Raw genomic sequence first — 22,669 nt, forward strand, 5'->3', positions numbered from 1 at the left:
GAGGATTTATACAGGAAAGATAAGATGTCTCTATTTATAGATAAAAGCTACGTAGTTATAAACTAACTATGATAATAGATCTATATATTTTGCTATAGCAGTAGGTGCATCATAGTTTGATGCTCTATCTTTTGATTTCTCACTATAATATTTGATTAAATTATTAGAAAATATATGTTTAACTGCTGCTGTTAATTCAAATGTATTACCTACTGGATACAATATGCCAAACTCCTCACATGAAAAAGAGTCATTGTATTGCTTTATATTCAAAAGATCAGCTTGTTTTGATAAAATTTCTTTTGCACCAGTTAAATGATCAGATGAAATAATAGGTAACCCACATGCCATGGCTTCAACAAGTGCATTAGGAAAGCCTTCACAAGACGAAGAAACTATGAACAGATCACATTGAGAAATAACAGAGAAAGGATTCTTAAGATTGCCAGTGAAAATGATTTGATCAGAAATATTTAATTCTTTAGCTAAATTTTTACAATCAAGTAGTTCTTCTCCATCACCAATAAGCACTAGACCATATGATTTATCTAAATGGCTTAAAGCAATAATTATATCTTTTTGTCTTTTTTGTGGGTGAAATCTGCCTACGCTGACAATTATTTTAGTGAAGTCATAGTCGTTTCTATTAAAAATAGTTGAACTAACTGTACTTAGTTTATTTATTTTTTTAATATCTATTGGATTATAAATTACTAGTTCATTTTTAATACGCGTATATTTTTTTAAATCTTCAAGCATAGCTTTAGATTTTGTAATTGTGATATTTGAAAATCGATATAATAAGCGAATCATTAATTTACTCAAAATACTTTTGATACCATGGGTATATTTTGTACTTACACAATCACAGTTAACAATTTGAACTTCATGTTTACTACCTAAAATTTTTGCTAATATATTAATATAGTTTGATCTATACATGTGACTTTGTACAATTCTAATGTCATTAGCTTTTATTATTTTTTTTAACTTTAAAGCCAAGAGTAATATTGATTTGTTTTTTTTGTTTTTATTTTCATCTAATGTGAAATAGTTAAGATTATTATTAAATTCATGGAACATGTTGTTTTTTATAAAAACAATACCTGTACTATCTTTTGTAAGCGTATGTGATAATATGGAAACTACTTTTTCTGCACCGCCTGATTCGCCTGAATTTATAAGTATTAAGGATTTCATTTTAATTTAAACCTAAACATGATTTTTATTAGAAAATATGAAAACGGTATTGACAATAGCCAAAAAATGAATAGATCAGTAAAAAACACATTAAAACCAATACCCCATGGCATTGTCCAAAAAGGGGATGCTATTAAGCAAACGAATAGAAATATATTATTTTCTGTAGATTTCATTAAGTTAGAATTAATGACTTTTATTATATAACCAGAAAAAACACCAATGAATAATACGCCTAAAATACCAAAATTGAAATAAAACTCACCAATCCCACCAAAATTAAATATCCAAAAATCCTGATTATATATTTCTTTTGTCATAAATGCATCGCTTGAGCCAAGGCGATCTGGATAAATATCTCTAGGTATGAATCTTAAGAACAATGAGTATATTGTTAGCCCAAGTTCAAAATCATTCTTTTCATAAACGTGAACTACAAGGTCATAAATTCCGTTGAATAAGTCAGAACGATTGAGAAGTATTGATAGCAAGTAATTGCCATCTACATCTAAATGACCAGCATCTCTATATATATTCATTATGGGTATTAATGATACTAATATCAAAACAGGAAAAGCTAATAACATAGCATTAATAGGCTTATATAATAGTGAATAAATAGAAACAGGATATAACAACCACAGTAATGCATATTTAGAACCACCTTGAGCAGAAACTAGCATCATGATGAGGCACATAAATAATGCTATTTTATAGTTTTTATTCTTTATGGACAAAGCAATACAAAGAAGTGCTACTATTTTACTAAAAGCATTAACAAAAAAACTAAAATAAACTGTGATTCCCCCCCAAGTAATTTCTTTTCTATTTTCTTTCATGGAGGAAATAGATTCTACAATATTTAAAGTTCCATATTTATTATAGTTATAAAACAACATGATTATTACTAAAATGAAAAAGAGGAATACTATTTTTCTTGTTGATGTTTTAAGTATGAATTCATTCTTCGTGTAAAAAAAATTCAATTTAAAGATTTTTATAAAGGTACCTGATAAAAAGCCTAAGAAGTATACAAACACAATAGATAAGGATAAATATAAAAAATCTAAATCATATTTTTCGTTATAAATAAAATAAGGTATTTTTAGCCAGAAGTAATATCCCCACCATAAAAGTAAGAAGAAACTACAGTTCATTTTTATTTTTAATCCAATGCCACCAATTTTGATTATTGATATGATGGATAAAAAAAGAATTCCGAAATATAAAACCAAGTCCATTATTTTTCCAAAATATAAAATTGAGCGATATAATTAATCTTTTTAGGATGATAGAGTTGAATGAATTTTATTTTTTAGAGCAATAACTCTAATGTATATAGGATATATTTATACTAATAATGATTTTTCTTGAATTTAATGTAGGTAAGATAATAATCCATAAAAAACAAGAATCGAGCTAAGGTAATCGATATAGCTCCACCGATTAATCCAGAATAGTATATAAAAAATATACAAATCACTGCAGATAGAATAGATATCCTCAATGATATATTTCTATATATACGGTCTAACCCTTTAGGTAAAAAAAAACCTTTACTGAATGCATTAGATAAGCCAATAAAAAGTACCCCAATAGTAAAAATTATTAAATATAGGTTAACATCAGAGAAATTTTTTCCTAGAAAAAAAAGTAAACAACGTTCCCCCCAGATCAATAAAAATGCAATTGGGAATATAGAAATTATGCTATTTAGTAGTAACAATTTAATGACGGGACTTTCCTTAATTCTAGAAAGAACAGGATAGAGTGCCTTAGCAACAACATCTTGTATTGTTACAACTACTGAAGCTAATCGAGAAGCAATAGCAAAATTAACAAATTCTGAAGGGGGATAAATAGTACCTAAAACAATTGTTGGAATAGAATTATATAAATTTGGGGCTAATAAACCTAAGAACACATCAAACCCATTACTAAGTGACATTCTTAACTTAGTAAATATGGGATACCTAACATGGTATTTCTTATGAGCTATATAGCTTAGGATTACTCCGCCTAGTAACATTGGAATACATAAAGAAGCAATTACAATTATTATATCATTTGGTGTTTTAACAAAGAGTATAATGACCAATAGGTTTATCAACTTAACCAACAAAGAAATTTTCATTGCTGTATCAACAGCAGCAATACCTTGATAAAACCATACTGGAGTGATTGTGTAACCTAATAAATAGGTTAACATTGAAGCCACAATAAAAGGCAATGATTCAATATTTGTAAAGAATATAAGATATAATACAACTAATATACTATATAATGAAAATAAAAAAATTCTAAGCCCTTGGGTTTCAGAATATATAGCCTTTATACTATTTTGATTTTTTCGATTATTTGCTAGTGTCCTAACTGCTGTATATTGAGTGCCATAGTCTATAACCGTATGCCCAAAATATAAAATTGTAACTATTAACATATAAATGCCATATTGATAAGAGCCTAAAGCCCTTGTCAATATCGGCATTGTTATTATTGGGATTAATAGTCCAAATATATCTATGGAGCCAAAGCTTAATATATTTTTAATAATTTCCTTTTTATGTGACATATTATTTTCTTACGTATGGATAGTAAGGCTCTCTATTTTGAAAATTAATTATGGTTTTATTAATTATAACGCCATTTTCAATTTCAGTAGCAGCTGCCAGCACTGGATTATTTTTCCAATTATCAGTTACAAAATCAGATAAATAATCTATTATTGATTTAGTTATTTCGTAAGATGCTGAGTCCCAATATAAAGTTGGGGTATGGTCTATACAGTAGTAATTTATATACTTCCCAACTTTAAATGATGGCCGTTCAAATGTTGTTGGTTCTGCGAAATAAAAACCCATCCCTTTATCACAACTAATATCAATGATATCTATTTGTTTTTTAATGAGAGGAGCATCATTCTCATCGATAAACATCATAGGGTTGGTAGGGTCTTGAAGTACACAATTTATGATAATATCATAATTTTTCAGAACTTCGATCGGTCTAATAAATGTTTGATATTGATCACTTTCAAACATTGTATGATCTTTCTGTCTTAATATTTGTTTATAATTAATACTCTCAATCGGTGCATTTAATAAATAGCTAGGTCGTTGGCTATATACACTGATATCTGTAATACCTAAAGATTTTAATGAATTTATTGCACCTCTTGCTGTAGCGCCAAACCCAATAACAGCAGCTTTTAATTTGCGACCAAAATAACCTGTTTTTCCATTTAACATCATCATATGTTGAACTGCTGCATAACCTGCAAGTTCATTATTACGATAAAATATATGTGTTCTATCTGTGCCTCCATACATTGCTTCCCATGCAACCATTGTCATTTGAGCATCGATAGCGGCTTGTGTAATCTCATATCCCTGGACACAATGAGGCCAACCCCATAATATTTTTCCTTTTTGGAAGAAGGCAAAGTCTGATTGATCAGGTTTTGGTAATAACCAGACATCTCCCGCGGAAAATAGTTCTTCTCGTGAAATTACGCCACCAAAGTTTTTGCATAAGAAGCTGTCTTGAATACCGAGAGAGGATGCGTAACCTTCTTCAAATATTAAGTGTTTACGGACATGGGTTGGAATGTACTGAAATAAGGACGGATGAATAGGTATTCTTTTTTCATTTTTCTTATGTGAAGTACCAAACACGCTGATTTTAAGCATTATTTATTGGTTCCATCTAGTATAGCGATAAAATCAGAAACCCTTGGGTTCCAACATGCATTTTGGCAATGTATTCCTTCTTCGAAGACAAATGTGCCATCTTGGAAAATAAAACGACCCGGTTTTCCATCAACTTTCATCTGATAAGGACGATATGCACCGATAATAGTTTGCATTTCATTTACATAGAAGTTGCCATCATGGGTCTCAAAAATATCAAGTGTCATGCAACGCATACCCATTTTTTCAGTCGTATCATGAAGAAACATTAATAATTTTTCAGAAGGCGTTTCCCAACCAACAAGCTCCGAACCACTAGCGAATCCATTACTTCCAAGTAGTTTTTGATGTCCGATGTAGCTATCGCCTATTCTAATCATTCTCCATTCCCACTTAATATCTAGATATTCTTGAAGCAATAAATAGTGTTTTTGTGTTCTGCCAAATCGTGGTAATGGGATTCTTTTTTTTATTTGAATTGGGTACCACCCAAATGAAAACTCGGGATGAAATCGACCAAAAATACGATTAGAGAGCTGCTTTAATTGACTCTTATTTTTTATGATTCTAACAGCACTCCCCCCAGCGCCAATATTACTTTTAGAAATTATTGGAAAATTGAATTCGCTAATATGATTTAAAACGTCCGATTTTCGCATGAAAACTTGCGTTTTTGCGTGGGGAACATTGTACGCATTCAAGAATAAATGCATATTACGTTTGTTTTCGTATGTGTACAATTCTTCAAATGAAGGATAGATATTCTTTTTTAAAACTTTATTTAATAAATAAATCCTTTCATCAAATATATTTTTATGTTCCTGATATGAACAAGGAGGACGTATTAAGTAGCCATCAATATCTTCAGTGCATTCATTTAGCCAGTTAGGGGAAGTGAAGTCTATTTCTTTAAAATCAACGTTATTATCTGTACATGCTATTTTTATTTTATCTAACTCCATATTTGGATAACAGATAATGCCTAATTTATATTTTTTCATATCAGTCACTTATTTTAGTAGCACTAGCAAAATTGCGATATTAAATTTATTTAGTTATTTTGCATAGAAATAGGTTATAAGTCGTATTTTGATTGTGAAAAACAGAGAGCTAAAAGTAGTTACCTCATGATTTTGGTACGCTACCGCCCCGGGCTTACAGCTACCTGTTCACTGATAATTCTTAATTTACTCAACTGATTTTGGCTATTATACCCAAATAAGCTCGAGTGAGATAGTTGTTAACTAAACTATCTATAAATAAGATATATGTAGTGGCATAGTTAATTTGGTCACCAAGTCAGAGGTGATATCATCACCTCATAAACAGATAGGTGACAATTATGGCAAAACGTATAAGACGACTTTTCAGTGCTGAATTCAAACTTGAAGCGGCTCAACTGGTTCTTGACCAAAACTATTCCGTGGTCGACGCGGCCAACGCGATGGGCGTCGGTAAATCCACCATGGACAAATGGGTTCGACAACTTAAACAAGAGCGTAAAGGTGTTTCACCGAAGGCATCCCCAATGACTCCAGAGCAAATTGAAATCCGTGAATTGAAAAAGAAAATTACCCGCCTTGAAGAACATAACGAGATCTTAAAAAAGGCTACCGCGCTGGTGATGTCGGACTCTCTGAACAATTCTCGCTGATCGAGAAACTCAGTCGGCGCTTTAGTATTAAACAACTGTGTGATGTGTTCAGCGTTCATCGCAGTAGCTATCAATATTGACGTCAGCGCTCAAAAACACCGTCAGCGGAGCAAACACGGCTTAGGGCTCTTGTTCGAGAAGCCCATGAAAGTAGTCACGGTTCTGCGGGCGCTCGCACTATTGCTAACATTATATCGAATACAAAACAGGTTCCTTTAACACGCTATCGGGCAACTAAACTAATGAGATTACTTGGATTAGTGAGTCGCCCAACACCAAAACATCGATATAAAAAAGTGACTCAAGAGCACGTTGAAATACCGAATCATCTCGGACGTCAATTTGCCGTCACGGAGCCAGACCAAGTTTGGGTGGGTGATGTCACGTACATTTGGTCAGGTAACCGATGGATGTATCTTGCTGTTGTGATGGATTTATTTGCGCGAAAACCCATTGGTTGGGCGATGTCGTTTTCACCCGATAGCCAACTAACGGGAAAAGCATTATCAATGGCTTTTGAATCAAGAGGTAAGCCAGCAAATATCCTATTTCATTCAGATCAAGGAAGTCATTATACAAGCCGCGAATATCGCCAATTATTATGGCGTTATCAGATCAAGCAAAGCTTATCCAGACGCGGTAATTGCTGGGATAATGCGCCGATGGAGCGATTTTTTCGAAGTTTAAAGACAGAATGGGTACCCATTTTAGGCTACCGTAATTTTATCGAAGCGAAGCAAGAAATAACACGATATATCACTGGGTATTATAGTCAGCTTAGGCCCCATCAATATAATGGTGGACTAACGCCCAATGAATCAGAACGATTATATTGGGAAAACTCTAAAACTGTGACCAATTTTTATTGACCACTACAACTTTGTTTTCACTGTAATTGCCTGATAACAGTGCTGTCAGCGATGCGGCGAAGTTTCTGGCTTTGTCCTGAGGGATCGTCGAGACCACCCGCATATCACCATAACGACTGCGTTTACGGATGATTCAGTGTCCCAGAAAGATAAAGCCATCATTAACATGGGTGATCCGGGTCTTGTCCATGTTCAGCCTGAGTTTCAGACTGCCTTCGAGCACGCCCCGGCACTCCTCCCTGATGGCTTCCGCCTGCGCTTTGGTGCCTTTGACGATAAACACAAAATCATCGGCATACCGGCAGTACGCCACAGCAGGTTTCCATTGCCAGTTTTCTCTGACCGCGGTACTTCGGCCCCGCTGGATACTGTTATTCCAGTACCAGCGATCCTTTCTGGCTTTTCCACTTAGGTAACGTTCATGCAGATACTGTTCGAACTCATTGAGCATGATATTCGACAGTAACGGTGATATTACGCCCCCTGTGGCACCGCCTTCACTGGCCGCATGAAAGAGACCGACATCGATATGTCCCACTTTAATGGTTTTCCACAGCAGGACCATGAAACGTGCATCGCTGATCCTGCGGCGTACGGCCTTCATCAGTAGTCGATGATATAATGCTGCACGAATATCCCACCCAGCATCAATCGCCGCGGCACTGCCTGAGCGGTAATGTTTAAATGTATTGCATACATGGGGAATATCCTATTGCTGGCACAGCGGCAATAAATCGCGGGTAATTACTAAATCAAATGGCCCCGTTCTATCGCGAAACGCTAGCGTCCATACAGGAAAAGTGGCGGTGAATGAAAATAACCAGCGCTGGTGTTCAGATGGTTTTGAATTCCAATATGATAATGGTGAAAAACTGCGCGTCACGTTCGCTTCAGACTATTGTGTTCGCGAAGCCCCATGCCGGGCATGATATTTTTTATGGTTTAATTTCTAATGTGGTCTAAATGTCGGTGTTACTAACGCAGAATAAGGGGGATATGATGGTTAAGCTCTGGAGTTAGCAATACGTGCTTGTAGCCAATTCTCGACTTCACTTTTCAACCAGCGAGAGCTACGCCCTAACTTAATCGGCTTAGGAAACTCCCCCTCTTGGATTAACTTATAAAACCACTTATCGGTTAATCCCGTTAACGAACAAATAAATTTCATATCGACAAATTGGTCATTCAGTAATGAATAGGATTGTGCGCTCATCATTAACTCCTGCATTTAATTGAAAGGCAGAAGGAATATCGATAATTAAATCGGGATATTACTTCCTCACATAATATCCCTTCCCGGTAATTATTTACTTTGTGCTACAACCGAACGAACGGTATCCATCGTGATAACGCTTTGTATGATCTTTCGCAAGGTAACTTAAGTTCTGCATTATCGAACTTAATTTGATATCTGAATCCACCTTATTTTGATCTAAGTGGTCACGCCATGCAAAATTCACCAATCCTGAATGAGGCTGTATGTTTAATGCGCTACACCATGCCTGACTAATTAAGTTAGCTAAATTACCTACCTCATTAAAATCACCAAATGAATAATAGATATCTTTATTTAATAGCAAAGCCACATGATAATGTGTGTTGTTGTTAATATCGCCAACTTCCCTTACCCAAATGTAATCCAAATCATCAACCAGTGTTCTGCCCCACAGTTGAGACTTTCTTTTGATATCGTATTTTATCTTAGATTTTAGTGATTCGATAAAGCGCGTAATCACTTTTGAATCATTCCTATAGGGCGTGCTATTTAATGGGAAACGCAAATCAACTCGAAAGAATGAAATGCGTTTTAGTTTCCCCTTCACATGTGTGACGGTATCACTAATTCGACTTAAATAGACAGGGTTATGTGAATACATATACTTTTCAGCCTCGCTGTTATTTATCTTCATAGATAAACAACACGATGTAATTAAATACATATTCATTGATAGTTTCACATCAGGCATTATTTTAATTAATATTTTTAGTTACATCACTGCCTATACAACATCAAAAAATCACTATTATAAATTTATTTATTTTTTATACTTCATGGTATTCTTTATATATATTACTATACCGACATCAATGATGACCTATTCACTTCAATGCAATACATAAAACCACATTAAATCAAGGTGATTTAAAAAATAGATTACTCTGATGTTATTTTGTTACTGGCAGTGCAAGAATGCCGCTCTATTCACAATTGAATCTTGCCCACTGACGTCATGTAGCAGTTTTGCTTTTGAGGAAGCTTTTCAATGTTAATTCAGAAGAGAGCTGTAACGATAAAAGTCCTCAAACAACAAGAGTACGTCTCATTATGGTATTTATTAGATAATCGTTAATCATATCTATTATATTTGTCTTTATATTTCCAAGCACTTCTCATTTCATGAGATTTTGATAAGGAATTACACCTTATTGATTTAATCGTTCTATCGTGAAGGGGTTGTTACGTGATTTATTGTGATTCCTATTTTTCATTACTCAACACCACAACAAAACACAGTATTTTCATCAGATGAATTTAATTGTACATTGACCTCCCTCCATTACTGGCTATTACACTGAAGCATATCGCCAATTTACTCATTTTTAATTGCCTAATAAATCAATCGCTCATTGAATGATCAAAACAAAATATTACCCATAATCATAAATACACCCTGTTTCCATAAGCGCTTTTATCTTAAATCACGTTATTTGCAGTGTGAAATGACAAAATGCAGTATTGCTCAGCCTATTTTTAATCGCGAAAGTGAACTGCTATTGATTAATTTTACCCTCTAAAATCAATCTTCACCCTTGAAAATCAGTAGCCAGAGAATGATTTCAGCATTCAAATCACGACATATTGACTATGTAAATCACGCAATAACACATCATAAAAAATGCAATTTCACTACAAGAGTCACATTTATCATCATGATAAAATGTCAATATAACGTCAATTTCACTACGCCGTAATGGATGTTAAAATGCTTAATTTACAAACCATTTTCGACAATTTATTAAAGTCCAATGACATTATCAAATGTAAGTATTTTATTTTGCATGTTATAAATTATGATGGGATCTTGCAGGAAAACTATCTCCACTATAAACTTGATAATTGGGCTACAATTAAGGAAGTGCTAAAATCACTCATAAATAAAATCCCTCAAGGTGATGAGGGAGTTGTTTTTTCAATTTATCATTCAATGAGTAACAATGCCCTTGGAAGTAACCAACTTTTATGGATAGAGAATGATGAGGCAGCCTGTTCCTTCTTATGGTGTTATTTAATTTATAATCAAGACCACATACCCAAAAATGTATTACCCCCAATAAACCAGGGAAATAGACCATCAAGAACAGATAATTACATTCATAGCTTACTCAATAAGAATTGGGTGAATGAATTAAAGTTACAGGAGAATGGTAGTCATCATGAAGAGAGACTTTTGTCTATTAAGCTTTATTTAAATATCGCCTTTTTACCTATCAATAAATGCCAACTCATCTCTGATGTAAAACGCCATTGGAAAATGGCTTATGACGAAGTCAAAAACTTGAAATGGTTATTCTGTGATAATAATACACTCGAATGGGCCTGGGACTATTTAAATAAGCATGTGCGAGAGCAAAGAAGCTTACAACAATATTATTCAAATTTTGACTGTTTATCCTTCGATACTTTTAATCCAACCAATGAGAAAGAATGCTCATTAGCGATATATACAGCATTGAGAATTTGGCAACCCAGATTTCGTGGGGAAAAACGACTTTTACTTCAGGATATCAATAAAGCTTGGCGGCAACGAAAATTCAGGGCTGAACGAGAGAATAAAAAATCGCTAAATTGTTACTTGGATACCCAAGTTAAAAATCACTTGGATGAATTAGCAAAAACGTATGATAAGACCATTGTCGATATGGTGACATACTTGATTGAAAATGAATATCGCAACTCAAAACGATAAATACAGGGCTTGTTATTTGGCTGATATGGCATAGTGAGTTCAAACATTCCCAATAATTACAGCGTAGCCTTTGCCGATTCCCCATGCGTCGGCTTTTTTTCAACTGAACCTTTTGTTAATTAAATGTTATTAGATATACTTGAATTGCATACACAGGAAAACTACAACATCCCTACACGCCCTATTGCCGCCCGCTCCGTGGCGGCACTTTTTTCACTGTTCATCACATCCCTAGGAGTTAAATTAGACCGTCCGTCGCTTTGCAATTTCTGGATATTGTTCACGAATGATTTTAGCCGTAAAACGGGCTTGAAGTGTATTGATTCGGTAACCCTGTATTGACCATCAATGCGACGAGAGTGACCCCTTAACTCTCCAGCCGCCTGAGTTCACGTAAATTAGTGATAATCTATGGGTTAAAAACTGCGATTAGAGCGGCAAGTGTCATACCCTGTCATTTACAGCTGTTTTTACCACAAAAAAACCAGAAACGCTTTCATGTGATAATCGTATAAGAGAATAAATCAGTATCACACTTAATCGCACGCGTTATATACAACGCCAATACTGGGGAAAGGACTCATATCGACTTATTCTTTATCGGGTTCAAATTTTACAAAATCTGACCAAATTAACGCAAGTCTAGGCGTCTTCCGCCCGACGAGATAGCCCCCCCTCTGAGGCTATCTCGCTCACATAATCAATGAATATTCACGCCATCGGCGCTATTGGCACTGCGTATTCCCTGTACGATGGTTAATTGCCCCATTCGCAATCAGCAATTTTTGCATGTCAATATGCCCACGTTCACACGCATAACTCAACGCACTTTGATTAAATGACCCCACCCGATTATCTTTTGCCGTCGTCACGGCATTTAAATCAACCTGCTGATCAATAAAATATTTCACGATGTCAATACGGTTATTACTGGCTGCAATCATGACAAGTGTCTCCCCATCATCTTCATAGGATGAGTCCTGAATGTCGAATGTCCCCTCTAACGCCTTTTGAAGCTTTTTAACCACATTCACATTTTTACCTAACGAGGCTGACTTAAGGGCATTATAGACATCCCCATTATCCGTCGCCCAAAGGTTCGCTTTTTGTGCTATCAGGTAGTCCACCATGTCCTCATAACCGATAAAAGCCGCCCAACCCAGTGCCGTTTGCCCTAAGCTTGCATTGTCTTTCACTTCTATATCTTGCCCTTACTCAACCAGCATTTTGACTACATCCAAATCCCCTTGTTTGACCGCATCAAACCATTTTGCATCAGGCCCTTCTGAAGGCGCTTCATAAAAAATACGATGAGGTAACTTGTTTTTGTTCGCAATATCGACCATCTCCACATAATCCAAACGAAACTGTTGATAACCGTCTGGATTTTTCTCATTCACTATTTTGGCATGACTCACTGATGCTAATAATACCAACGATAATGCCAACCCAAGTGTTTTAAAACGCATCATTAGCTCCTGATAATCTCTTAACCTAAATTGAATTGGGAGTTTACCCAACACCTCACCAAAGGGGTAGCCTAAAAATGTGAGATTTCATCCATGACGTCCAGTGCGGGTTCACGCACGCCCACATTCAACGATTTTTCAGCTATATATCACTCATACGAAATTAACTAATCAACTAATCAACTTAATATCAATGAGTTAAGTTGGACTTGTGACACACCTTGTCATTTACGCTTATTTTTACCGCGAAAAAAAGCCAAATAGCCGGACATAACCTGTCCAGTGAGGTTGTTATTGTGGTGCTCTCTTTTTCAAACAAGGGAATAACACCGATGGCAACTTACCGGTTAGATACCGATTTAGCGTTTTTACGTGAGTGCAGTCACGAAGAGTTAGGCTTGCTCGTGTCTGTATTGACACATGACAGTAAAGACGGACAAAAGCGTTGGACTGAAACCTTAACCCGTTCGCCTGAATATCAACGCTACCATCCAGAGCACCCGCAATACTGGATGTCGATTGCGGCAGAGTTGCAAGCCTTTGGCGCCAACAGCTTAAGGAGCCTTGTGCGAGGTAACAAAGGCGTGTTGTACCGTGAAATCTTACAGGATGTCTGTGACCACCTTGATGTCAATTATCCGAAGGCCGGAACTACCGAAACGTTGGAATTAAATTTGTTATTGAAAGTGTTAGAAAAAAGCTTAAATACGCTGACGACAGAAGAGTTGCAAGCCTTCTCCCGTGAGTTGCAACTTAACCTCACCAACCCGACACCCCAACTGATTTTGATTGCTGTTCAAGCCGCTATCCGTACCTCCGGCATTGCCGCACTGGAAGTGGCCACTCTCTCAGCCATTGGTGTAATTAATCCGTTAGGCGGGGTTGTCCCCCTCGGTACACTCTTTGCCACACACCGAGCACTTTCCTTGATTGCGGGTCCAATTGGTCTTGCCGTGAGCGCTGCATGGCTTGTCGCTGACTTAGCTGACCCCGCTTATCGTGTCACCGTTCCCGCCTGCATCATTGTGGCGTATTTACGACAAAAAGCTTTATCGCAATAAGGCTCACCACTCCCATTCTATCCGCTTGCCGGAGCTATTTTAATAAGGACAACATCATGTCGACATCTGTGTCTCGCCATGACCGGCTTGCGTCTCGGCTGGCGTTTATTATCAGTCAATTATTTCGAGGAGAAACCGTTTATTTGGCTGAGCTCTCAGAGGAACTCAATGTCTCAACTCGTACCCTACGGCGTGACTTTAATGAGCGCCTTCAATATCTGGACTTGGAGTATCACCAAGGTGGCTATCGACTGGCTGCATCACAGCGCCCCTTTCGTACGGATAAGGACATACTGCGCTTTGCTGCCATTACGCATATCACCTCACTGTTTCCGGCTTTAGACAGGAAGCTGCTGACCGTCTTACTCGACCCAACAATTGATTCACCGTTCATTGTCTACCATACGCCGCCAGAGCAGCGTCCTTCGCTGTTCGGGGGATTTTATGCCCTCACGCAAGCCATTGTAAAACGGCGTTTACTGCAATTTGCCCACCAAGGAAAAAACATCACAAACGTTGCCCCGTATAAGTTGATTTATTACCACGGCCATTGGTATCTCGCCGCCGATATTGCGCAGCACATTCATGTCTTTGATGTGATGGCGCTGCAGGATGTCATCATGACCGCACGGGGCTTTCGTTATCGTGAAACACTCAACCAGCAGTTATGTGAAGAGGCCTTTATTCAAGCCTTACCCCATTACCAATATATCCAATCACTCTTTAAATTATAAGGCATTTAGATGAAAACCCTTTTTTATACCGTTTGCATCAGCAGCGCATTCTTGCTGGGATGTGATAATGCAACGTCAACCCCGTCTAAAATCGTTTCCCAAGACATTTTGCGTGTTCAAGGATTGATTTATGACGATGACCGCAGTGTCACACTCAGCGGTGTGCTCAACCACCGTAAAGATTGTGTCTCGCCGACATGGGAGACCTTAACGGATGAACAAGAAAGACCCTTAGTGGTCTATCAATGTCAGTTAGCGGAAGGGGCATTGCACACCGCCATTAACCACGATTTAAATCGCGGGTACCTAACAGTCATAGACAACATGACTACGTTAATACCCCGTATTGCCAATGCGAAGTCCCCTAAAACAGAGTCAACCCTTGCAGAGCAGAGAGCCACGCAGGTTTTGCAGGTCATCACTACACTTTCTCAACATGACTGGTCACTGCTCCGGGGCAATGTTGAACAACCCTATGTGATGATGACCCCCATTGAATTTAACGCGAGTTATACCCCGTCAGAACACGCTGTAAAACAGCTCAACGCGTGGAATGCATTAACCGGATCCTTGAACAACCAAGCCCCTGATATCAGCCTGTATTTATTACCGTGGTTAAACCAAACGGAGAATGTTGAAGCCACTCTCAAGAAAAAGGTCTCCGAACTTCAGCAGCACAAGGCCAATGCGCTAACGCTATTTAAACACCGCCAAAATGAAGGAATTAAAATCACGGAGCAATACATCACAGACCTCAAACACGCACACCAAAATGCGCAAGATTGGTCCATCACCCAAGTTTTTATTTGGAGCCTTGCTAACCCCGAAAAGCCTATGTTAATCCATGTCCGGTATCGCCTCGAGAGTCAACAAGGTCGGGAAGATTTTACCCCCATGATGGAAAAAACATTGGGCCGTTCTGCGCGAACGCAGGCAATCGCATGGGCCTACCAAGGTAAACTTGAAACACCTCACGTTATCAACGGGATAGCGAAAGCATTATTTTTCTACCAAACACAATCCTTTCAAAAACCCGACTTCACCCAATATCAATACTGAATGTTCACTCACTATTCGGCGTTCACGAACAGTGAACGCACTGACTGAAGGTTAATCTATGTCCATTTTTAAACGTATCGCAACCTCTGTGAGCGTCGTGGCACTGGTGTCTATCACCTACTACGCCCAGAAAAACGTGAGTGAACAACTCGCACTAGAAGGAGAGTATTCTGACGCTGAAATTCAAGCGGCTCGACTTGGGGCAACACTGGCTTGCACCGCCTTATTGGGCAGCGCAATGGAAAAAATGCTTAACAGGCTATTTAGCAGCAATTAAAACTCAACAATTTCAAGAAAATAAAAATATACCGGCAGGCCAACAGGCCTGCCTTTTTTATTTCGTGATATCCACAAAAGGGCTTTACGATGACACAAGTTCCAATCACCGCAACACACGTTCCCAACCACCAACGCACGAGTTTCTGGCAAACTCACTTTGGCACAGTGAAAGGCTTCGCCACATTTGAAGTCGTGATTTTCACACTCATGGGCCAGTTTTGTTATGAATACACCGGCGGCTATTGGGAATACTGCACCTTACCCAACGGTGGCGCATTTATTTATCCTGATTTAGACCAAGAAGAATTAACGCTTTTTAATATGCACAATGGCAATGAAGGGAGACTCAGCCCTGAAGCGGCAGGTATCGCTGTCTGTTTGATGCTGTATAGCCAATGGTCATTTAGAACGGAAAGTGAGCGACTCGTCGAGCATTTCTATCAGCTTCGTGATTACGCCATACAGCACCCTGAAAGTTCAGCTATTTTCCATCTTATCGATTAGTACCCCTTTCTTCTTGCTCCATCCTTTCAGCTTTATCTCTCTTAATTTATTGTCAAGGAAATTCATGATAACTCGTTTAGCCTCTCGCTTTGGTGCGGCAAATAGTATCCGCCGCGACCGCCCGTTAACCATCGAAGAATTATTCCGTACGGTACCAAGTGTGTTCTCTGAAGAAAAACATGGTTCCAGAAGTGAGCGTTACACTTACATACCAACCATTACTTTATTGGATAGCTTACAAAAAGAAGGCTTCTACCCGTTCTTTGCTTGTCAGACTCGTGTGCGTGATGCGAGTCGTCGAGAGCACACCAAGCATATGTTAAGACTCCGACGCCATGACCAAATCACGGGTAGTCAAGTGCCTGAAATTATCTTACTTAACAGCCATGACGGCTCAAGCAGCTACCAGATGTTACCAGGTCTATTTAGAGCGGTATGCCAAAATGGTTTAGTCTGCGGAGATACCTTTGGTGAAGTGCGTGTACCACATAAAGGTGATGTTGTAGGCAAAGTAATTGAAGGGGCATATGAGGTCCTAGATACGTTTGATGCTATCGCTGAAAAGCGAGAACAAATGCAGTCCCTACGATTACCGCCACCAGCACAACAAGCCTTAGCCCATGCAGCTCTCACGTATCGTTATGGTGAAGCACATCAACCTATCACGGAGGAACAAATATTACAGCCTCGCCGTTGGGAGGACAAGAAAGATGACTTATGGACAGTGTATCAACGTCTGCAAGAGAATTTAATCAAGGGGGGATTATCGGGCCGAAATACCAAAGGTAAACGCACTCGTACACGTTCGGTGAATGGTATTGATGGCGATATTAAACTTAATAAAGCCTTGTGGGTACTGACAGAACAAATGCACACCCATTTCTCTGGACGAGAAAGACTGTAAAGCACGACAGTATCAATAGCTTGCGAAAATCATCACCTAATCCAGGCTTTGTCATCCGGGCAAAGCCTTCCTTCTGTCGTACTTAATGCTAACGCAATCACCTTCCTGACTCAATATGACTAGAGGATAAGAAAATAAAGTATGAAAATTAAGGTATTAAATGATGGCACTTATGCACAACTGATTGATCACTCTTTCCCTATTATTGTTGATTGCGCGTCAATAAATGAAAATAAACGAGCCTTTGTGAAAAGTCGAGAATTTGGGTTTGACAGCGATGCGTTCTTTGAATTCTTAAGTTGTGAATATGAGACTGTGAGCGAATAAAGACAATCAATGCACCTTTAACATTAAGTGAACATCATGAAATTATCAGAACGGCAAATAAAAACATTGGGCAATGTGAAACTCAATTACGGCCCACTTTGCAATAAATAAAAGGACAATCAACTCCCTGGCGAAAAAAGGCTTGATTCAATGGCACACATCAAACCGTTGGGTCTTAACTGAATTGGGTATTGAGGAATTAAGCAACAATCACGCAGTCGATCATCATTAAACAGACCTTATTAGGATATCCTGATCCATACGAGAAAAATTAATATGAATGTGACCCACTTAAAATATATACTTAAAGAGGATTAAATTTGTAATTCTCACTTCAGTCATAACCATAAAAACGCCCCCTATTTCTGGCCTCAAAACATCTCATTGGTGCTCGACAAAACCCACTAGACGGACTGAGGGCACAAAAGAGGGTATAAAATAAATCAAATCAGATTAATGATCTTAAATACAGAAAGTTATAATGAAAAGTCGATTCCGAGTCCGGCACCACTATTTAAAGAACCCGCTTAATTGCGGGTTTTTGCTTATCTAAACATTGATAATTCATCTCTCCCCCTCATCCTAGCTATCTAAACAATCCCGTATTTCTCTAATCATCCCATTGTCTCGAAAAATCCTAGCTGAAAACCTGCATAAAATATGGCTTTAACGTATAATCCAATCTCTTGGGCCTTTGCTCACTTCACACAGTGTCAACGTCATCATAAATACTATTTAGCCCCTTGTACTTTGATGGGATTTTGAAACTAAATTGATCGGGTGGGATATGCTGGATTTTCTAAAAAACTATGACAACCTAACTGTCAGTGAAAAAAAAGTATTAAAATATCTTACTGATAATATCGCGGATATTCCCTATTTAAATATTAATGAATTAGTTGCTAAAACCTTTGTGTCTAAAACGGTGATAATTAATTTATCCCAAAAATTAGGATTTAGTGGATTTAAAGAACTTAAATTCCAGATTAATAACCATATATTATCTCAAAATAAAGCAGAGAAAAAAAATCCTGCTTCTTATAAAAAACAGTTAGAAAATAATATCCATAAAACTTTTACACTGATTAATGAAGAGCAAATTCATGATTGTGCAAAAACCTTACGCCATTCACGCAATATCTTTATTGTTGCGCGAGGAACGAGTAAAGCTGTTGGCTACTACCTAGAGCACCTACTCTTCTCTCTTGGTTTACATTGCTTTTTTATCAATGATTACAATCTATCTGACTCTTTTACACGCCTAGTCAACAAGGATGACACCGTCATTTTCATCTCCCTTTCGGGGGGTACTAAAAAGATCATTGAAACTGCAAAAATCGTGCAACTCAAAGATGCCAATATTATTAGCATGACCGCATTCCATACCAATGAACTCACCGCCTACTCCACCAATAGCTTATTTTGTTTTGCTGATAGTTATGATACTAAGCGCGATGATTCAAAATCGAGAACGGGATTTTTTATCCTTGTCGACCTATTGATTAATGAACTGGAAAATATGTTGTTAAGTTCGAATTAAAACCACCTTTTTATTTTTTATTAAAATTAAATTCTATTTAACGATATTACTTTATTAATATCTACCTGTTCTTTTTCTCGTTATTTACCCAATCAAAATGACCTAGGTCATAAATAGTGACCTGAGATAATATTTAAAACCGCAATATCATTTCTTTTAAAAAACCCAGTGCTAGTATTCCCCTAATTTCAATATTCTTCGTCATAAGGAAAAAATATGGCTAAAAGAAAGTTTGGTGAGTCAATCCAACGCTTTGGTAGGACCCTACTCCTACCCATTGGCGTGTTGGCTCCAATAGGTATGATACTGGGGATCAGTGGTGCATTAGTTCAAACCTATATGATTGCGCGATTCCCATTCCTCGGCAATGAAACTGTTAACGCATTATTAATCAGTATCCGCTCTATTGCTGGCGTCATCTTCGATAATATTCCATTGCTATTCGCAATGGGTGTCGCTTATGGGATGAGCCAACGCGATAAAGGAATTGCCGTCTTTGCCTCCGTTGTCGGCTATCTCTCCTTGATTATCACTATGAACATCTGGCTGGTGCTCACAGGTAAACTCGCTGACCCAGCTATCATGGGACAAGTTGGGCAAATCAAGGTTCTCGGGATACAAACCCTGAATATCAGTGCTGCGGGGGGGATTATCACAGGCTTAATCGCCGCATGGGCAACAGATAAATACTATAATCTTGAACTCCCAACAGCCTTTGCTTTCTTCTCTGGTAAAAAATCCGTCTCCATCATCATGATCGGGTTGATGATCATGGTGGGCGCAACCTTACCATTTATCTGGGAAGTACTCGTTCAAGGCTTAATGAAACTCTCGGCTGTGTTCCTCAGCCCTGTAGGACCATTCTTTACTGCGGGTGGCGAACGACTGTTTATTCCATTTGGCTTACACCACGTTTGGAACGTGCTATTTAGATTTACAGAAGCCGGTGGTACTTATGTTATTGATGGACAAACATTTGTTGGCGTTGTTCCTGCACTGACTGAAGTCCTGTTTAAGCAAGGTCCTGACAGTGAATACTGGGCGATGATGCCAAGCCTGACGCGCTTTATGGCACAACAGCAAATGCTGGTGACGCTGTTCCTGTTCCCTGCCATTGCGTTAGCCATTTATAAAACGTCTAAGAAAGAGAACCGCGCTGAAGTTAAATCGATGCTGGTAACCATGGTATTGACCGCCATGCTCGGTAACGTGACGGAACCTCTCGAATTTACCTTCGTGTTTATCGCACCGCTGCTGTATTTAATTTACGCCATCATAGTGGGAATTGGGGCGGTGCTGCTCTCCTTCGCCGGTGTCGCCATTGGTTATATTCGAGGCACGGTATTTGACTTCACTATTTTCGGATTACTGTACGAACATACCAACTGGATATTCTTAGTGATTATTGGTGGCTGTTTAGCCGTCGCAACGTACTTTATTTTCTACTGGGCGATAGTGAAATTTGATATCAAAACACCAGGTCGTGAAGAATCTAGTAACTTGAAAAATACTTTAATTAAAGAAAAACGTTATGGGGAAATTGCTGAAATTCTGATTCAAGCCTTAGGTGGTAAACAAAATATTCGTAACGTTGATAACTGCATTACCCGTATGCGTATTGATGTTGGTGAAGTTAACCAGATCGATAAAGAGTTAATGTTGGAATCAGGATGTACCGCATTCTTCTTTCCATCGGCAAACCACGTCCACGTCGTTTATGGACCGAAAGTTGAATTTGTTCGCAACGCTGTTGATGAAGCAATGAAGAAATAAAAAGGATATATGATGAGAGCCTTATATGATTCTAAAAGTAAAACTATCGATGACCGTGGCATAAAAGCGCTGCTATCGAATGAAGCCAAATACAATACTTGGTTGATGTTTGAATCCATGTTAGCTCAAGCGCAAGCTGAACTGGGGTTCATTCCCCAGTCAGCTGCCGACGAAATTAAAGAAAAGGCAGTCATTGAGAATATTGATTTTGAAGAAATGAACCGTATTTATCAAAAAATCGGTCATGGATTCGTGCCTTTCTTAAAAGTGTTAGTGAACGCCTGTTCTGAGGAAAGTGGAAAATATATCCATTATGGGATTACCACTCAGAATATTCAGCAAAGTTCACAGCTGTACATGATGAAGACGGTGCATAATAAATTTATGCTGCTGTTAGGTGAGATCATCGAAAACTTATCAGGGCTGGCAGAAAAAACCAAACACATGGTCATGGCGGGTAGAACTCACGGACGCCATGCAATTCCAATTACTTATGGGTATAAAGTGTCTGTATGGATCAGCGATTTTATTGATTGCTACCAACGCATGCGTGAATGTGAAAAACGCGTATTTACCATCATGATGGGGGGCGCGGTTGGAGCCTTTAACTCAATGCCGGGCATTGGTTTAGAAGTGCAAAAACGGGTAGCTGAGTTAACCGGTATGCATGCAATGGAGGTTCCATCCAGAAACCTAAGTACCCATAAATTAGAATACATGGCGAACTTAGCCCTGATGGCGAATATCTGCCATAAAATTGGTGAAGAAGTTTATAGCACAACACTTGAAGAAATTGCTGAAGTCTCTGAAGGGTTTACCAAAGGCACGGTTGGCAGCAGCACCATGCCACACAAAATTAACCCTAAATTAGCCAAAGGGATCATTGCTAACTCCCAAAAATTATACTCTTTACCGAGTGTTGGGATGTATTCCGCCGTCAGACCGTATGAAGGTGATAGCAGCTCATACATGCTCTTTGACGGGCTAATTGAAGAAGCTTTAGAGCTGACAACTGAAATTCTATTACGAACCGAGGAGCTATCAAGAACCCTCGTTCCTCACGAAGATAGAATGTTGCATAACGTACTCAGAAATAAAGGGCTCGATAATACTGAATACGTAATGATGAAAATGGCGGAAAAACTCGGCAAAGATAAAGCCCACTCACTACTCTATGAAGAGGCAATTAAGACTGCCGCTGACGGTGAGGACTTCTATACCAATTTAATCAAAAACGAAACAATTACCGCAGCTTTTAGTAATGATGAAATCAAAGCAATGCTCGACCCTCGTTCTTATATTGGTTTGTCTGTTGAGATTGCAGAAAAAGAAGCGAAGCGTGGTTTAGCAACGGTGAAAGAAATTAACCAACTGTATAAATAAATGCGATTCTACTAATAAATAGAGTACCCTATTTAAAATTATGGGGTGCTCTTTTTTAATTGGCAATAAATCAGCAATTTCCTCTTCAATAAAATTATCAATAGTTTTTTATTTCTTTATTTTTCATCAAAAAATTAACACCTAAGTAAAATACACTATCTATTCCATTTAAATTTGTTACATAATCTAATGCTATTGTTATCACTTCTATTCTATTCTCAATAAATCTATTCAAAAATTAATAATTATATTTAAA

At 37.9% G+C, this 22,669-nt stretch carries 20 protein-coding genes and 3 pseudogenes; 13 read left to right on the forward strand and 10 right to left on the reverse strand.

Annotated features, from left to right (window positions below; genetic code table 11):
- Positions 1–66: 66 nt before the first annotated feature.
- The 5 genes from EL244_RS15345 to EL244_RS15365 all read right to left on the reverse strand — a co-directional run bounded on the left by EL244_RS15345 (position 67) and on the right by EL244_RS15365 (position 5,890).
- On the reverse strand, positions 67–1,200 hold the full coding sequence (locus EL244_RS15345) for a glycosyltransferase (RefSeq protein ID WP_126462029.1): 1,134 nt from the start codon (positions 1,198–1,200) through the stop codon (positions 67–69).
- Positions 1,197–2,441, reverse strand: coding sequence for an O-antigen polymerase (locus EL244_RS15350; RefSeq protein WP_126462032.1), 1,245 nt, complete (start codon positions 2,439–2,441; stop codon positions 1,197–1,199). Before EL244_RS15350 ends, EL244_RS15345 begins: the two co-directional genes overlap by 4 nt.
- A gap of 113 nt (positions 2,442–2,554) precedes the next feature.
- Positions 2,555–3,772, reverse strand: a complete 1,218-nt coding sequence (locus EL244_RS15355; protein ID WP_126462035.1) for an oligosaccharide flippase family protein — start codon at positions 3,770–3,772, stop codon at positions 2,555–2,557.
- 1 nt (position 3,773) lies between these two features.
- Entirely contained in the window at positions 3,774–4,889 is a 1,116-nt protein-coding gene (locus EL244_RS15360; protein ID WP_126462038.1) for a Rossmann-fold NAD(P)-binding domain-containing protein, read from the reverse strand.
- On the reverse strand, positions 4,889–5,890 hold the full coding sequence (locus tag EL244_RS15365) for an ATP-grasp domain-containing protein (RefSeq protein ID WP_126462041.1): 1,002 nt from the start codon (positions 5,888–5,890) through the stop codon (positions 4,889–4,891). The genes EL244_RS15360 and EL244_RS15365 overlap by 1 nt, the downstream gene beginning before the upstream one ends.
- Before the next feature lie 341 nt (positions 5,891–6,231).
- Between EL244_RS15365 and EL244_RS15370 the strand changes: the two are divergent.
- Positions 6,232–7,412 (forward strand): annotated as a pseudogene (locus EL244_RS15370) (IS3 family transposase).
- Here EL244_RS15370 and EL244_RS15375 read toward each other — a convergent pair.
- Positions 7,390–8,034: pseudogene (locus EL244_RS15375) on the reverse strand (reverse transcriptase/maturase family protein); the annotation flags it as partial. The pseudogenes EL244_RS15370 and EL244_RS15375 sit on opposite strands and share 23 nt — an antisense overlap.
- Before the next feature lie 166 nt (positions 8,035–8,200).
- On the opposite strand from EL244_RS15375, the pseudogene EL244_RS15385 reads away from it, so the two are divergent.
- Positions 8,201–8,326, forward strand: a pseudogene (locus tag EL244_RS15385) (IS3 family transposase); the annotation flags it as partial.
- 89 nt (positions 8,327–8,415) lie between these two features.
- On the opposite strand, the gene EL244_RS15390 reads toward EL244_RS15385, so the two are convergent.
- Entirely contained in the window at positions 8,416–8,625 is a 210-nt protein-coding gene (locus tag EL244_RS15390; protein ID WP_126462044.1) for a helix-turn-helix transcriptional regulator, read from the reverse strand.
- A gap of 94 nt (positions 8,626–8,719) precedes the next feature.
- Positions 8,720–9,289 (reverse strand): inovirus Gp2 family protein, encoded by a 570-nt coding sequence (locus EL244_RS15395; protein WP_126462047.1) that lies wholly within the window; start codon positions 9,287–9,289, stop codon positions 8,720–8,722.
- A 1,107-nt stretch (positions 9,290–10,396) separates the two neighbouring features.
- On the opposite strand from EL244_RS15395, the gene EL244_RS15400 reads away from it, so the two are divergent.
- Positions 10,397–11,380, forward strand: coding sequence for a hypothetical protein (locus tag EL244_RS15400; RefSeq protein WP_172597528.1), 984 nt, complete (start codon positions 10,397–10,399; stop codon positions 11,378–11,380).
- A 725-nt stretch (positions 11,381–12,105) separates the two neighbouring features.
- Here the strand turns inward: EL244_RS15400 and EL244_RS18090 are convergent.
- Positions 12,106–12,576, reverse strand: coding sequence for an ankyrin repeat domain-containing protein (locus EL244_RS18090; protein ID WP_232004556.1), 471 nt, complete (start codon positions 12,574–12,576; stop codon positions 12,106–12,108).
- Between the two features lie 15 nt (positions 12,577–12,591).
- Positions 12,592–12,849: a hypothetical protein gene (locus EL244_RS18095; RefSeq protein ID WP_230084881.1), complete on the reverse strand. Its 258-nt coding sequence runs from the start codon at positions 12,847–12,849 to the stop codon at positions 12,592–12,594.
- Between the two features lie 332 nt (positions 12,850–13,181).
- Here EL244_RS18095 and EL244_RS15410 point away from each other — a divergent pair, with 332 nt between their 5' ends.
- The 10 genes from EL244_RS15410 (at position 13,182) to EL244_RS15460 (ending at position 22,413) form a co-directional block, all read left to right on the forward strand.
- Positions 13,182–13,910: a DUF3944 domain-containing protein gene (locus EL244_RS15410; protein ID WP_126462885.1), complete on the forward strand. Its 729-nt coding sequence runs from the start codon at positions 13,182–13,184 to the stop codon at positions 13,908–13,910.
- A 56-nt stretch (positions 13,911–13,966) separates the two neighbouring features.
- Positions 13,967–14,644, forward strand: coding sequence for a helix-turn-helix transcriptional regulator (locus EL244_RS15415; protein ID WP_126462053.1), 678 nt, complete (start codon positions 13,967–13,969; stop codon positions 14,642–14,644).
- Between the two features lie 9 nt (positions 14,645–14,653).
- Positions 14,654–15,703 carry a hypothetical protein gene (locus EL244_RS15420; RefSeq protein ID WP_126462056.1) on the forward strand — a complete coding sequence of 350 codons (1,050 nt, stop codon included), beginning with the start codon at positions 14,654–14,656 and terminating at the stop codon, positions 15,701–15,703.
- Positions 15,704–15,761: 58 nt separating this feature from the next.
- Positions 15,762–15,980: a hypothetical protein gene (locus EL244_RS15425; RefSeq protein WP_126462060.1), complete on the forward strand. Its 219-nt coding sequence runs from the start codon at positions 15,762–15,764 to the stop codon at positions 15,978–15,980.
- 89 nt (positions 15,981–16,069) lie between these two features.
- Positions 16,070–16,486, forward strand: coding sequence for an antirestriction protein (locus tag EL244_RS15430; protein WP_126462063.1), 417 nt, complete (start codon positions 16,070–16,072; stop codon positions 16,484–16,486).
- A gap of 67 nt (positions 16,487–16,553) precedes the next feature.
- The gene (locus EL244_RS15435; RefSeq protein ID WP_126462888.1) at positions 16,554–17,390 is read left to right on the forward strand and encodes a DUF932 domain-containing protein; all 837 of its coding nucleotides are present in this window, start codon (positions 16,554–16,556) and stop codon (positions 17,388–17,390) included.
- Positions 17,391–17,531: 141 nt separating this feature from the next.
- Positions 17,532–17,717 (forward strand): hypothetical protein, encoded by a 186-nt coding sequence (locus tag EL244_RS15440; RefSeq protein ID WP_126462066.1) that lies wholly within the window; start codon positions 17,532–17,534, stop codon positions 17,715–17,717.
- 787 nt (positions 17,718–18,504) lie between these two features.
- Positions 18,505–19,257, forward strand: coding sequence for a MurR/RpiR family transcriptional regulator (locus EL244_RS15450; protein ID WP_006814353.1), 753 nt, complete (start codon positions 18,505–18,507; stop codon positions 19,255–19,257).
- Between the two features lie 216 nt (positions 19,258–19,473).
- Positions 19,474–21,030, forward strand: coding sequence for a PTS transporter subunit EIIC (locus EL244_RS15455; RefSeq protein WP_126462069.1), 1,557 nt, complete (start codon positions 19,474–19,476; stop codon positions 21,028–21,030).
- A gap of 12 nt (positions 21,031–21,042) precedes the next feature.
- On the forward strand, positions 21,043–22,413 hold the full coding sequence (locus EL244_RS15460; protein ID WP_039854793.1) for a class-II fumarase/aspartase family protein: 1,371 nt from the start codon (positions 21,043–21,045) through the stop codon (positions 22,411–22,413).
- Positions 22,414–22,669: the final 256 nt, after the last annotated feature.

Source organism: Providencia rustigianii (genome assembly GCF_900637755.1).
Lineage (GTDB): Bacteria > Pseudomonadota > Gammaproteobacteria > Enterobacterales > Enterobacteriaceae > Providencia > Providencia rustigianii.